The organism is Mucilaginibacter boryungensis (assembly GCF_015221995.1).
GTDB classification, from domain to species: domain Bacteria; phylum Bacteroidota; class Bacteroidia; order Sphingobacteriales; family Sphingobacteriaceae; genus Mucilaginibacter; species Mucilaginibacter boryungensis.
In genome coordinates this window covers 1,063,785-1,078,107 of the sequence record NZ_JADFFM010000002.1, presented here as the reverse complement: position 1 = coordinate 1,078,107, position 14,323 = coordinate 1,063,785, and the positions used below count along the sequence as shown (strand labels likewise).

The 14,323-nt window shown below is 42.9% G+C and carries 13 protein-coding genes; 6 read left to right on the top strand and 7 right to left on the bottom strand.

The window, feature by feature from the left end:
- A complete protein-coding gene (locus IRJ18_RS17660) occupies positions 1–1,227 on the bottom strand; it encodes a TolC family protein (protein WP_194107619.1) in 1,227 nt (408 codons plus the stop codon).
- 156 nt (positions 1,228–1,383) lie between these two features.
- Here IRJ18_RS17660 and IRJ18_RS17655 point away from each other — a divergent pair, with 156 nt between their 5' ends.
- Positions 1,384–1,800 (top strand): EamA family transporter, encoded by a 417-nt coding sequence (locus IRJ18_RS17655; RefSeq protein WP_194107618.1) that lies wholly within the window; start codon positions 1,384–1,386, stop codon positions 1,798–1,800.
- Positions 1,801–2,478: a phosphatase PAP2 family protein gene (locus IRJ18_RS17650; protein ID WP_194107617.1), complete on the top strand. Its 678-nt coding sequence runs from the start codon at positions 1,801–1,803 to the stop codon at positions 2,476–2,478.
- Between the two features lie 66 nt (positions 2,479–2,544).
- On the opposite strand, the gene IRJ18_RS17645 is transcribed toward IRJ18_RS17650, so the two are convergent.
- From IRJ18_RS17645 to IRJ18_RS17630, 4 genes are all read right to left on the bottom strand, one after another.
- Positions 2,545–3,069, bottom strand: coding sequence for a hypothetical protein (locus tag IRJ18_RS17645; protein ID WP_194107616.1), 525 nt, complete (start codon positions 3,067–3,069; stop codon positions 2,545–2,547).
- A gap of 1 nt (position 3,070) precedes the next feature.
- Positions 3,071–4,246, bottom strand: a complete 1,176-nt coding sequence (locus tag IRJ18_RS17640) for a THUMP domain-containing class I SAM-dependent RNA methyltransferase (RefSeq protein WP_194107615.1) — start codon at positions 4,244–4,246, stop codon at positions 3,071–3,073.
- Positions 4,247–4,331: 85 nt separating this feature from the next.
- Positions 4,332–5,822, bottom strand: a complete 1,491-nt coding sequence (locus tag IRJ18_RS17635; RefSeq protein ID WP_194107614.1) for an MBOAT family O-acyltransferase — start codon at positions 5,820–5,822, stop codon at positions 4,332–4,334.
- A gap of 40 nt (positions 5,823–5,862) precedes the next feature.
- Positions 5,863–6,891, bottom strand: coding sequence for a hypothetical protein (locus tag IRJ18_RS17630; RefSeq protein WP_194107613.1), 1,029 nt, complete (start codon positions 6,889–6,891; stop codon positions 5,863–5,865).
- A gap of 341 nt (positions 6,892–7,232) precedes the next feature.
- On the opposite strand from IRJ18_RS17630, the gene IRJ18_RS17625 reads away from it, so the two are divergent.
- Complete coding sequence (locus tag IRJ18_RS17625; protein WP_194107612.1) at positions 7,233–7,595, top strand: DUF3127 domain-containing protein; 363 nt, start codon at positions 7,233–7,235, stop codon at positions 7,593–7,595.
- An 87-nt stretch (positions 7,596–7,682) separates the two neighbouring features.
- On the opposite strand, the gene IRJ18_RS17620 is transcribed toward IRJ18_RS17625, so the two are convergent.
- Positions 7,683–8,561, bottom strand: a complete 879-nt coding sequence (locus tag IRJ18_RS17620; RefSeq protein WP_194107611.1) for a T9SS type A sorting domain-containing protein — start codon at positions 8,559–8,561, stop codon at positions 7,683–7,685.
- Positions 8,562–8,696: 135 nt separating this feature from the next.
- Between IRJ18_RS17620 and IRJ18_RS17615 the strand changes: the two genes are divergently transcribed.
- Positions 8,697–10,481, top strand: a complete 1,785-nt coding sequence (locus tag IRJ18_RS17615; RefSeq protein WP_228072931.1) for a sensor histidine kinase — start codon at positions 8,697–8,699, stop codon at positions 10,479–10,481.
- Positions 10,482–10,491: 10 nt separating this feature from the next.
- Positions 10,492–11,184, top strand: coding sequence for a response regulator transcription factor (locus tag IRJ18_RS17610; RefSeq protein WP_194107610.1), 693 nt, complete (start codon positions 10,492–10,494; stop codon positions 11,182–11,184).
- An 8-nt stretch (positions 11,185–11,192) separates the two neighbouring features.
- Here IRJ18_RS17610 and IRJ18_RS17605 read toward each other — a convergent pair whose 3' ends face one another.
- A complete protein-coding gene (locus IRJ18_RS17605; RefSeq protein ID WP_194107609.1) occupies positions 11,193–12,548 on the bottom strand; it encodes a MutS-related protein in 1,356 nt (451 codons plus the stop codon).
- A 118-nt stretch (positions 12,549–12,666) separates the two neighbouring features.
- Here IRJ18_RS17605 and IRJ18_RS17600 point away from each other — a divergent pair, with 118 nt between their 5' ends.
- Positions 12,667–14,250, top strand: a complete 1,584-nt coding sequence (locus tag IRJ18_RS17600; protein ID WP_194107608.1) for a M28 family metallopeptidase — start codon at positions 12,667–12,669, stop codon at positions 14,248–14,250.
- Positions 14,251–14,323: the final 73 nt, after the last annotated feature.

The following is a 14,323-nucleotide window of genomic DNA, read 5'->3' as shown; positions in this document are numbered from 1 at the left end:
CTATTTATTCCAGTAATTAAGCTGATTGATAAGCTGCAGTTTGCTGATATTGGTTTGTTTAAGCAGGTTTTTAAGCGACAGGTAATTGTTTATAGCGATGATCAGATCGGCTACCCGTACATCGCCTGTTTCAAGCAGTTTATTATCTACTTTTATCAGGCTTTCGGCATACTTAAACTCGTCTTTTATTTGTTGTTCCAGCGCATCGTTATCAGTAATTTGCTGGTTTAGCTGTGCTATTTGCTGGCGATATTGCTTATCAAAAAATGTTTTGTAGTTAAGGCGGGTATCTTCCTGCAGCGCTAATTTTTTGTATTGTAGTTTGCGCTGCCCGCCATCGTAAATAGGTACCGTTACCGTGAAACCAAAGCTGGTACCAAAATTTTTATAGGGTTGATACGAAAAATCGGAATTGTAACCGGCATCGCCAAAAACATTAAGTTTTGGTTTGTAACTGTAATCAATCAGCCTGCGGTTGTTTTCCAGCCTGATGCTATCTACGTTAAATTGCTGGTAAAATATACTGGTGCGCGGGTCGGTAGGAAACGTGCGTTTTAGTGCCGGGTCTTTTAGTTGCACTATTGTTGTATCTACAATACCCGAAAGATAACTCAGGGTGGTGAAATCGTTTTTATATTGCAACCGCGCCTGGTATAAGGTTAACTGTTGTTGCTTTAGCGTAACCAGGAAGGTAAGGTAATCGCTTTGCCGATATACATTGCTTTGGGTAAGCTTCTTTAGCAAGCCTTCTTCCGTTGTAAGCAGATCGAGCACCTCTTTATTAAAAAGATATTGCTGCAAACTGCCATAGGCTGTAATATATTGGGTAACGATGGTCTTCTTTAAATCCTGCTCGGAAATACGAATGGTATTACCCAGGGAGTCTTTAGAGAATTTGATAGAAGCCAGCTGTGCGTTCAGATAATTCTTGCCAATAATAGCCTGGTTCACGCCAATTAATGCATTCAATGTTTGGCCATTTGTAATGGCCGATTCATAACCAAAACCGTTGATCACTGGCGCGTAAGTGCCTGTACTACTACCGGTAACCTGTGGTTTCAATCCTGCACGCAGGCGCATACTATCCAATTTTTCAGAAAGGATCTGGTTATTCAGATCTTTAAGCAGCGGACTACTCTTCAGGGCGGTATTCAGGTAATAATCCAGATCCTGTGCTTGGGCAGTGAAAACAAAGGCGCATAAAATTATGCTGAAAAGGTATTTCATCTGGATAAAGGGGTATTATTTGCTGTTAAATTTATAAACAATATTTAATTTCTGAACAAAAACTACTAAGCAGGTACAATAGACGATGCTGAACTTGTCAGCATTACAAACCTTTTATTTTCAAAATAGTTATCTTCAACTAACAAATAATTTATTATGTGGTGGATATATGCTTTACTCTCGGCCGCGTTTGCCGCCTTGACGGCCATTTTTGCCAAGGTGGGCATTAAAGGGGTTGATACTAATCTGGCTACCGCTATCCGCACGGTTGTAATATTGGTGCTGGCCTGGGCTATTGTGCTATTCAGGGGTAATTATAACATGGGTAGTTTAACCAAAACCAATTGGGCATTCCTGGTATTATCGGGCATTGCCACCGGCCTTTCGTGGATATTTTATTTTAAGGCACTACAGTTGGGCAAAGTTGACCAGGTTGCACCGCTTGATAAATTAAGTGTACCGCTGGCCATTATTTTAGCTACCATATTTTTAGGTGAGAAGCTAACACTGAAAGATTCTATTGGTGCATTTCTCATCATATCGGGTACATTTGTGCTGATATTAAAATTTTAAATGAGTACCGAATTCAGCAAAAAGCACTTAAGCCACTTTTATACCAAGGTTTGGCTTTTCTTAGTTCCATATTTAGTTTTACTGGCCAGCTGCCTGGTTATAAAGTTATTATACACCCGCGATGAGATATATTTCTATATAAATGGACTGCATACCAGCTGGGGCGATACTGTATTTCCGTTTTTTACGATGCTGGGTAATGGTTCATCATTGATCATCCTGGCGCTTATTATTGCTTTATTTAACTACCGCAAGGCTTTTTTGTTAATTACCGGATATGCGCTAACCGGCCTGGTAGCACAAATATTGAAAGCGATTTTTGATATGCCGCGGCCTTACCTGTATTTTGAACATGAGCGCACTAAAATGTACCTGATAAAAGGAATAGACATGTTGAGCTATCACAGTTTCCCTTCAGGGCACACGGTAACGGCATTTTCCGCATGTATTACCCTCGCTTATCTGTTCAAAAACAAATATCTTGATTTATCGCTTTTGGTTTTGGCCTGCTGTGTAGGTTATTCGCGCATGTACCTAAGTCAGCACTTTTTTGAAGATGTTACAGCCGGCTCGGTAGTAGGGGTGGTTGTCACTTTGTTTTGGCTCTATTTTTTAGACAACCGGCCCTTTTTATACCGCGGCAAATGGCGTGGCGGACTGCTAATTAAAGCAAGCTAAAATTCATCCATCACTAAGTCTCATTTCAAACAAAGAACGAGGATTTTCCCTTGCGGTCAAGATGGTTTAATTAGCCACTTTCTTTGCGGCTTTAACAACCACAGGTGGCGTATAAGTATATTTCACCTGCACCGTTGGCAATAACGACACCAGGTTCAATGGGATCTGATCGTTTGCGACAATGGGGCTGCGGTTATTATAAAATTGCAGCATAGCTTTACTGGCCCTGGCGGTTGGCGCATCAATATTGATAGCGAACGGGATCAGGAAATCGTAAAATTTTTGTTTATCGGGGATGATCCATTTGCCGTTTGTCCCTTTCATAGCGCGGATAACCGGTTCGGTAAGGCTGGCATCATCGGCATAATATACCACCATTTTTATGATGCTGCCTTTTTCATCCGATGTAAATTTCATCACTACCACGCCGTTGGCTGCACGTTGTTTGATCAGATCGGTTACGGTAAGGTTATCGGCAAAGTAATCCGACATTACCTTGCTGCCCCCCTGGAAAGGGAAATCCATTTCGGCCTGGGCCATTGCATAGCTGAATGACAGAATAGCCACCAGCATTAAGATCAGTTTTTTCATTTTACTCTTCTTGCTTTGGTTCGCGTTTGCTGCCATCATACAACTCATACTCAAACAGGCGGCAGTCCAGCTTACCATTATAAAACTCAATTCTGCGCGACGGACGCAAGCCTATCTTCTTAGCCAGATCGGCATTCCCGGTAAATATATAACCCCGGTAACCTTTACAGTTTTGCTTCAGATAGTCGCCAATGCGCTTATAGGTTATTTCCAGTTTGGTATGCACGCCTAAACGTTCGCCATACTCGGGGTTAAACATAATTACGCCTGGCTGCTCGGGTACTTCCGTATCCGCAAAATCACAAACAGCAAAATCGATTAAATGTTCTACACCGGCGGTATTGGCATTCTTGCGGGCAATATCAATAGCATCATCGGATATATCGGTAGCGATGATTTTAAAGCCGGTTTCTTTCCTGGCGCGGTCTTTTAATTTACGGCGCTCCACAAAAAACACGTTCTCATCGTAACCCATCACGTGCATAAAGCCATAGTTCATACGAAATAAGCCTGGCCGCTTATCGGTTGCCAGTAAAGCCGCCTCAATAGCCAGTGTCCCCGAACCACACATTGGGTTAATAAACGTGCTGTTTCTGTCCCATTGCGTGGCCATAATGGTTGATGTAGCCAGCGCTTCCAGCATAGGGGCCTTACCCGGTATTTTACGATAGCTGTGCTTGGCTAAGGTTTCGCCGCTGGTATCAATAAAAATATCGGCTTTGTCATCCTGCCAGTACAAGTGTACCACAGTCTTATTCAATTCGGGGCCTGAATTTGGCCTTAACCCTTTTTTGCTTTTGATCCTATCGGCAATGGCATCCTTAACTTTTACGTTGGCAAACAGCGGGGTTAAAATATGTTCGTTATTCACATTGCTGGTTACCGAAAAATAGCCGGTAAAATCAATCAGCTCCTCCCAGGGCACTTCAACCAGCTGGTCGTACAACTCTTTCGGGTTAGCGGCGTGGAAACTTTTTAGCAGGTATAAAACCTGGCTGCCTGTGCGTAAATTTAAATTCAGCGCAATGGTATCGTTAATGGTTCCCTGTAGTTCAACGCCGGTTTGGAAAACGCGGGTTGGTTTAAAGCCCAATTCCTCAACCTCCTGTTGCAGGTAGGCCGATAGTCTTTTATTACAGGTTATTACTATTTTACTTTCGTCGTGAAAAACTTGCATATCAATCTGCAAAATTACATATAAATATGCAGCAAGTTTATTTTATAATTCAACCAGGTGTTTACTGACAAGCTATAGCTGTTTTTTAAAACTGGAAATAAATGAACGATTTGCCCGCACCCTGGCTTAAAACTATCAGGATAAGCATAGCAGCCCATAGGGTGCCCATTACCCACCAGGGTAATTTGCCTGCCGTTTTTAATACGGTGGTATTGCGCATTAAGTATTGACATATCAGCATTAGGCTAATGATAATACCAACTTCAATAATAGCCACGGTACTTAGCAACGGCGGACTGCCCTTTGTACGGCCAGACAGGCTGCTTAGTAGTTGCCAGGCGCCACCAAATGTAGCTGACCGAAAAAACACCCAGGTAATACAGATAAGTAAAAATGTAAGCAGCGCGTAGATAAACCCCACAGGTTTTTTACCGCTGATAAAGCCAGGCACCATCGCAGCTGTAGCAATAACTGGTTGGGGTGCATCATCGCCTCCGGTGGCCATGACGGCTGGTTTAACCCGGCTGTCCTGTATGGCTTTTTCTATCCATAGGTATATACCGTGCAAGCCTCCCCAAACTACAAACGTCCAGTTAGCGCCATGCCAAAGGCCGCCGATCAGCATGGTGACCATCAGGTTAATATAGGTTCTGAATTTACCCTGGCGGTTACCACCCATGGGAATGTATAGATAATCGCGCAGCCATGTTGATAGCGTAATATGCCACCTGCGCCAAAAATCTGAAAACCCGATAGCTGCATAAGGATATAAAAAGTTTTGCGGCAAAACAAAGCCAAGGCATAATGCCACCCCAATTGCCGATGTGGAGTATCCGGCAAAATCAAAAAATATTTGTCCCGAAAATGCCAGTACGCCCGACCAGGCATCAAGCGGGCCTAAACCGCCGTGCCAGCTAAATACCGCATCTGCTGTTTCGGCAAGCATACTATCGGCCAGTACTACCTTCATAAATAAACCCAACGATAACAACAGCAACCCATCCATTAATTGCTGGCGGCTGGCTTTGCGGGGCGTCTCAAACTGTGGTACTAACTGCGGCGGCCGCACAATTGGCCCGGCAACCAGGTGGGGGAAAAATGTAACGAATAAGGAAAAATCAAGCAGCGATTTTACAGGCTTGCTTTCCTTTTTATACATATCAATTGTATAGCAAAGTGTGGTGAAAGTATAAAAGGAAATACCGGCAGGTAATATAATATTGGGTTTTGCCGGATGGTAATTGATGCCCAAAGCATTGGTAAGTACAACAAAGTTTTCCAGTATAAAACCGCCGTATTTAAAAAAGCAAAGCATGCCCAGGTTGCCTATCAGGCTAATAACCAGCAGCATTCTGCGCTTGTGCTTATTGGGTTGGGTATATAGTGCCCTACCTACAAAAAAATCGACCACGGTGGATAGCCACAGCAATAAAATGAATGGCGGGTTCCAGGCTGCGTAAAATAGGTAGCTGGCTAATAATAGGTTTATCTTTTTTGCTTTCCATGCTATGGGCAGGTTGTGCAGTAAAAGTATTACGGCAAAAAAAACAACAAATGTATATGAGTTAAAAACCATGATAAGGTGATTTAATTGATGAGGTAATGGTGTGTTCTGTTTACAGTTTCCAGCCTTTTTCTGTTTGCAGGATGTTAATGATGTTTTTGGTGTAAATAACCGCGTCGGTTGGTTTCAGGTGCGAAAACTCGGGGCATTGCATATTGGCAATGGCCGGGTAATCTTTAAAATAAATACCCTGGCAACCGGTAACCGCAAGCAGCTTATCCCAGTATAATTTGCGCGGGTAACCCATGCTTTCGCCCATAAAAAACGGCCCGCTCGATGGTGTCCGGGTAAAGATCACCTGTCCCCCCCGGGCCTTTATTTTATCAATATCCGCCTTTACATTGGCTATAATACCATCCAGTGCTTTACCGCTTACCGGCGGGTGTTTGGCACCTTCCTTCATGAGCCGGCCCCACACAGCCTTTACCTGGTTTTGCAAATTGGTATCAGCCACAAATTGGTCGGTCATTCGGTTTTGCCTGTCAAATTTATTATGCTCAAAACCTTCCGGGAAAACTAAAGCAGGGTATACCCCCGGGCGGTCGGGTATATATAAGTGGTTTAACATGCCCTTTATGGAAAACTGGCTTTCATTCAGAAATACAAGGTGATGTTCTAAAGGATAACTAAATTTAAAGCTAACCTGCTGGGCAGGTGTACGTGTCCGGTAATGATCAATGCCCGCCTTAGGATGTATGATCACATCAGGCGCGGGGTTAAAAAATAACACTTCGGTAACATCAACAATTAGCTTCCCTTTAAATTTAGGGTCGTTAGCAAGGTCATCTAAAAAAGGCATCGGGTTTGAGCCCACCATGGCCAATTGTATAGCATGGTTGCCTGTGATACTTTCCCAGGTGGGGATATCCATATCATATTTAATACGCGATGAGCCAATAAATACGGTGGCTTTGTTGGCAGGCTCGTACACCATCGCACGCTTATCGGCCCATAGTTCGGCACTATCGTCAAAGTCGGGTGTATAACCTTTGCTGCGTAAATAAAATTCGCGCGCTCCAATAATAGCCATAACAAGCACGAGTGCCAGTATAGCCGATCTTGCAGATAAATGTTTTTGCATATTAAATACTTAAAAGAGACAATTAATTAGAAAGAAACTTCTGCTAAATTTCTGATCATATCGTAGCGCCGACACTATTAGAAGAAGTAAACCACAGTAAGTGAAATACTTAACGCAACTAAAGTAGTATTTTAATTGTTAATAACAAATAAATAATAAGTAAGTATATTAAATATTGTCGGCGAAGGACACCACATTAATTAAAATGAAATAGATCCGGAAAGAAAAGGAATTATGGTGCCTATATGTGGATAACTTTGCTGTTTTCTGAATAAATATGGATGGCGTAAAAGTGTTTTTTACAATCCATATATTAACTTTACATTTTAATTATAAGCACAATGGAGATTAAAGGCAAAGTATATGAAGTATCGGCCACCCAACAGGTAACCGATTCGTTAAAAAAAAGAGAACTGATTATTGAATATATTGAGAACCCTCAGTATCCTGAATATCTGAAATTTGAAGCTATACAAGACCGAACAGCCTTAATTGATGCTGTTAAGGTTGGCGATGATGTTGAAGTTTTCTTTAACCTTAAAGGCCGCAAATGGACGGATAAAACCGGCAAGGTAGTTTATTTTAATACCCTGCAACTATGGAAATTAAACGTATTAAGCGGCGGTGGCGCAGCCAGCACACCTGAATACGCACCACCGGTAGATATTAGCTCGGCACCGGATGATGACGATCTGCCGTTCTAAAGACTAAAATATAAAAAAACGCCCGCTTATTTAAGCGGGCGTTTTTGTTTTATTAAAGCCCTCTCCTTTGGGGAGGGTTGGAAGGTGTTATTCCCTCACCACTCTTCTCACACCTGTTTTAACCCCTTGTTTCACCACCAGGTAGTACACCCCATTGGCTGGCATCAGGAAGGTTTTTATTACTTTTTCAGATGTTGCTTTTTCAACCCAAAGTGCTTTCCCATCGCTATCGGTAAAGCTCACCGTAGCCGGAGTGTTTGTGGGTAAGTTAAATATCATGGTTGTTTTCCCGGTAGAAAGTTCTGGCACAAACACTAGGTCGCGGATTTCCAGGTCAGCACGCTCAGCGCCGGATACCTTTTTAACTTCTTCAGCAGATGGTATAGATACGTGAAAATTTAGGTTCGTATTAATTCCGTTCTTATCAATGTTATGATAATCAAAATCCTGCATGTCGCGCCCCATCACAGGCATGCGGTAACGGCTCATATCCGGCCTTATAGTTGGCATATGATCGCGCGGGGCATTATATCGGTAAGTCTGACCTTTGGTATAAACCAGGGGGCTTTCACCTTTATTAATCGTATCCAAATAAAAATAAATTACACTATCCTTCCCTGTTTTTCCCGGATTTCTTAAGGTCAAACGCTGGCCCATGCGGCCCCCAAATATTTGATAACGGGGTAATCCTTTTATCGTAGTGTCTTCCGTAATGCTCCAGGCACCGGCCTGCTTATAACCAAATGTTTTCTTATCGGCATCGGCAAATAATTTCAGTGCATCCTGTTTTTCGGCTGATTTTAATTCTGACAGTTTCTTCCCATTAACAGTTGTGTCGCCATCGTGGACGATGATTGTTACCGATTTATGATCCTGCGCAAAAACCATTGCAGGCAGTATGATAAGTAAAAATAACCCGGCATAAAATACCGTTTCAAATCCTGAATGTTTAAATAGGTTTTTCATTGCGTTAAATTTGGATACAACAAAATTAGTAAACATTTAAAAGCCAATATGTTAAATTGAAACGCAATAATTGTTAAAAATTGTTAAAGCCCGCTTAGTTGGCTTAATTAAAATTAATTTTGTTGTAGGGATAACATGAAAAAGAAAAGTATTGCTTTAATTATTGGGTTGATGGGCTTCGCCTTACTGGGCGTTATGGCTATGCAACTGTATTTCCTGAAGCAAACCTATAACATGCAATCGCAATTGTTTGATCGTAAGGTTGGCGATGCGCTGGATAACGTGGTAAGTAAAATTGCCAAGCACGATGCTTTTGTTTTTATGAAGGCCAAAACACGTTATATCGATTCACAAAACAATGCCATAAATGTTACCGGCTATAGCTATAGCACCGATACCTCGCCAATTAAGGTACGCCACTTTGTAAACCGTAAGGTCATCATCAGGGATAGCCTGAAAAGGTTGCGCAACAATTTAACCGAAGAGTTAGCCCAAACAGCGCAAGGGTCTTTTACCTTACGTAGCCGCATTGAAACCAGCACAGATGAGAACGGGATTACCCGCCAGCGCCGTGTTTTGGAAGTGGTAAATAATGCCGGTGCATTAATTAATGCCGATAAACTACCTCGATATGATACTTCGCGCTATATGCTGTTAGACCCGCAGCTGGGCCAGCAGATATTAACCCATGTGGAGGAAAACCCCATATGGAAGGCCAACCAGGAACGTAAGCAAAAGATCAGGCAGCTTAAGGCTATCAAAAAACTATTGGATCAGGATTCCCTGGAAACCCTGAAAACAACAAACACCAAAGCAGTTTTTAATAACCTGGTTGATGAATATCAGAAAAGCAAAGAACCCCTTAAAGCCCGCCTTGACCCATTACTGATAGACTCCTTACTACGTTCGGAACTAAAAAACAAAGGTATCGACCTGCCATTCAGCTATATGGTTAGCACGGCTAACAATGATTCATTATTATTTTCAAACGCAAATGATGTAGCCGGTACGCTACCTGTTTTCAAAGCATCTAACACCCCCTATCAAACAACCATATTTTCTAAGGATGTGGTAATTAACGATCCCGGGATGCTGCGCCTGGCATTCCCGCAAAAAAGTACGCTGATATTAAACAGTATGGTTTTTAGTATGGGAACCTCGGGGGGATTACTGCTGATATTGATATTCTGCTTCGGTTATACCATTTTCTCCATCCTGAAACAAAAAAAGGTATCGGAAATGAAGACCGACTTCATTAATAATATGACCCACGAGTTTAAAACCCCGGTATCGACCATTATGATAGCCAGCGAGGCGTTAAAGGATGATGAGGTTACCGCCGATAAAACCCGCATATCGCGCCTGGCCAATATTATTTATGAAGAGAACGCTCGCCTCGGCAGCCATATTGAACGGGTGCTGAATATTGCCCGCATAGAAAAGAACGACTTTAAGCTGGATATTAAACCGGTGGAAGTGAATGATATGATAACCGCCGTGATAGATAGCATGTCGCTTAAATTGCAGAAATATGGCGCTACAACTACATTAAACCTTAACGCAAAATATTCTACTATTAATGCTGATGACCTGCATTTTAGTAATGTGCTATATAACCTGGTTGATAATGCCATAAAATACAGCAAAGATGCACCGGAGATTACCATAAATACAGCTACAGTTAAAAACGACCTGGTAATTACGGTGGCTGATAAAGGCATAGGCATGAGCCGCGACCAGCAAACCCGCATATTTGAACAGTTTTACCGCATCCCTACCGGTAACCTGCACGATGTTAAGGGCTTTGGACTGGGTTTAAGTTACGTTAATACGATTGTAAAACGTTTGGACGGCACCATCAGCGTTCGCAGCGAAAAAGATAAAGGATCGGAATTTGAATTGCGGTTCCCGGTTGTATAATACACAAAGCATGAAGAAAATATTACTTGTTGAAGACGACCCCAACCTGGGGATGCTATTGCAGGATTACCTGCAGCTTAAAGGTAAGTTTGACGTGGTTTTGTGTAAAGACGGCGATGAAGGCCTGCGCGAATTCACCAAACAGGATTACGACCTGCTGATACTGGACGTTATGATGCCCAAAAAAGACGGTTTTACACTTGGCAAGGAAATACGTAAGATGAACGCCGGCGTGCCCATTATTTTTGCTACTGCCAAAGGCATGATAGAAGATAAAACCCAGGCCTTCAACCTGGGGGGTGATGATTACATTACCAAACCTTTCCGTATTGAAGAATTGCTGCTGCGTATAAACGCCCTGTTAAAACGCGTTGGCGCTAACGATAAAAAAGAAGAAGAGCGACAAACCAATTTCAACATTGGCCAATATACGTTCGATTTTACAGCGCAAATGATCACTAATAACGGTAATCAGCAAAAGCTATCAACCAAGGAAGCCGAACTGCTGCGCCTGCTTTGCCTGCGCAAAAACGAAGTACTAACCCGCGAAGAAGCCTTGCTAAACATCTGGCACGATGACAATTACTTTAATGGCCGCAGCATGGATGTTTTCCTTAGTAAAATACGCAAATACCTGAAGGATGACCCCTCGGTAGAGATCATTAATGTACACGGTAAAGGGTATAAGCTGCTGGTGAATTAGGATTTTGATTAGTTACCAACTTGCGCGGTTATAATATCAACCAGTCCTTCATCTTCAATTATGCGCATACCCAATCGTTCGTTAGATATACCATCTTTTAATTGATAATTATATACAGCTTTATCGCGCTGCATGGTAGTGCCCAGGCATTTAAAAAAGATGTTTTCCTGAACTTTAAGCTCCTCAGCTACTTCAACTATGTGAGTTGAAACTATAAACAGCGATGTTTTTACCTGTGCAAATGCTTTTATAATAGCCAGTGATGCATCGTGCGCATCCTTAACATTTGTTCCCCTAAACAACTCATCAAAAAGTATAAGTATTTTCTTAATTGTTCCAATTTGAAGGGCGACATGCTTTATCCGCAATACTTCGCTGTAGAAATGGCTATGCCCTGCTACTATATTATCTGCCAGGTTAATGGTAGTAAACATGCCATTAAAAACCGTTGTATACATACTGGCTGCTGGCGCCGGAAAACCCAGATGTGCCAGATAAGTACATATCCCTATCGATTTGAGCAAGGTAGATTTACCGGCCATGTTGGCGCCGGTTATAAAACACAGGTTTTGCTGATAATTAAACTCAAGGTTGTTTACAACCGGCTCTTTAACAAATGGATGAAAAAAACCATTTAATCTCAATTCCGGTTCGTCGGAAAGAATGATCTCGGGGTAACAAAAGTTTAGGTCATCCCCAGTTTTTGCAGCAGCCATAAAAACATCCAGTTGATATAAAGCCAGTAGATACTGCTTTACTTCGTGCTTTTTGCTGTATCGAAAAAGAAAATCCAGTTCTTCTAATTCTACTGCATTAAAATTTCGTCCTGCTTTTGATTTAAAAACAAGTAATGGGCGGATGAGCGCGACCAGTCCTTTGCTAAGCAGTTGAAGTTCGGCAATATGCACCGGCAACAAGTTTGTATATGCTTCTAATGTATCAGTAATATGATGTAGTTGATAAATCAGCAAACGTACGCCCCTTGAAACAATGTAATGCTGACTTGATGGCTTAATCCAATTTTTAAACTGATTTTTATAAGCTCTTATTTTTGAGAAAGTTTCTTCCCTGTTAAAGCTATTTAAATAATGCTCAATAAAGTCTGTTTCCTCCTTATCAAGTTTAACTTTAGGTTGCTCCTGTTGTAAAAACCTGATGGCACGCTGCCTTTGTACGATTATATCGACATCGTTTAATGGATGATCGAATAATTCCTTTAATGCTATTTTCCCGCCAATGGTTACCGGCTTAAATAGTTCTGAAATGGCCTGGTGACCATTTATCCCCGTAAGGGAAAGGTCAAGCAGGGTTTGCTGGTCTGTGTCAAAAGGCATGGTTAGGGTTTGGATTTGTTTAAAACTCAAATCTTTAAAATTTATTGCCCCATTCGTTCAACCTGTAACAACTTTGTTAAACCAATTTTCACCTTTGTGCAGGGCAAATAATTAAGTTTGTTTTATCGCTAACTAAAAACTGATCGATATGAAAAAATCTTTACTTTTTACTGCGCTGCTCGCCGCTGGTATTACCGGCTCGGCCTGGGCACAGGAACCCGTTAACACGGAGATGAATTCCCGCATCCGCGAGGAGGGCATGAACCACTCACAAGTAATGGATATCGCATTCCATTTAACCGATGTAGCAGGACCGCGCCTGGCCGGTTCGCCGGGCTTAAAACGTGCGCAGGATTGGGCGGTGAACGCCTTGAAAACCTGGGGCATGGTGGGCGCTAAGCGCGAATCGTGGGGGAAGTTTGGTAAAGGCTGGGAAGTACAGAAAAACTACGCAGCCATAACCGTACCTTACTATCACGCCATTATTGCTATACCTAAAGCCTGGACACCCGGCACCAACGGCCCGATTAAAGGTGAAGTAATGCTTATTAAAGCTGATACTACTACCGACCTTGCCAAATACAAAGGCAAATTGGCCGGTAAAATTATTATAATGGATGCCCCGGCTTTACCTGAAAGACAGGTTGGCCACGCCGATATGAGCCGCTATACCGATGAACAATTAGCCGAAATGGCAAAAGCTAAAATGGCCCCGGCTGGTCAGGCCCCCCGCCGCGGCGGTCCCGGCGGCAACCCCTTCGCCGCATTTGCAAGGCTACGTGCATTGCGCGCCGCCCTTGGGGAGTTTTTGATAAACGAAAAAGCAGCTCTGGTACTAAGCCAGGCACGCGGTACCGATGGTACAGTATTTACTACCAACGGGGCATCATATGCCGATACCGCCAAAGCTGTATCGCCTGAATTGGAAACCAGCGCCGAAGATTATCAACGCATTTTGCGCTTGGTAAAAGCCGGCCAGAAAGTGGAAATGGAAGCTGATATTAAAACCGAATTCTTCACCAAAGACCTTGACGGTTACGATGTGGTGGGCGAAATATCAGGCACCGACCCTAAACTGAAAGAGCAGGTAGTGATGATTGGCGGCCACTTAGATTCATGGCATGCAGGTACAGGCGCTACAGATAACGCGGCGGGCAGCGCGGTGATGCTGGAGGCGATGCGTATTTTATCGCGTATTGGCTATCACCCAAAACGTACTATCCGTATTGCGTTGTGGAGTTCGGAGGAGCAAGGTTTATTTGGTTCGCGTGGTTATGTTAAAAACCACTTTGGCGATCCGGCAACCATGGTGCTGAAACCCGAGCAATCAAAATTATCGGCTTATTATAACCTTGATAATGGCACCGGCAAAATCCGCGGTATATACCTGCAGGGCGATTCGGCCGCGCGCGATATTTTCCAGGCATGGATAGACCCATTCAAGGACCTTGGTGCAACTACTGTTACCATCAGCAATACCGGCGGTACAGATCATCAATCGTTTGATGCTATCGGCATCCCGGGCTTTCAATTCATCCAGGATGGCATGGATTACAATACCCGTACCCACCACAGCAACCAGGACACTTACGACCGCCTGGTTGAAGCCGACCTTAAGCAAGCGGCAACCATTGTGGCTTCCTTTGTATACCATACTGCCGAACGTAAGGATATGATCCCACGCAAAGCATTGCCTACCCCGCGCCCCGCAGGCGCACCTGGTGGCCGATAAGTTTCCATATTATTAACAAAAACAAAGGCAGTTACCTATATAAAGTAACTGCCTTTGTTTTTTCTGGACTTTA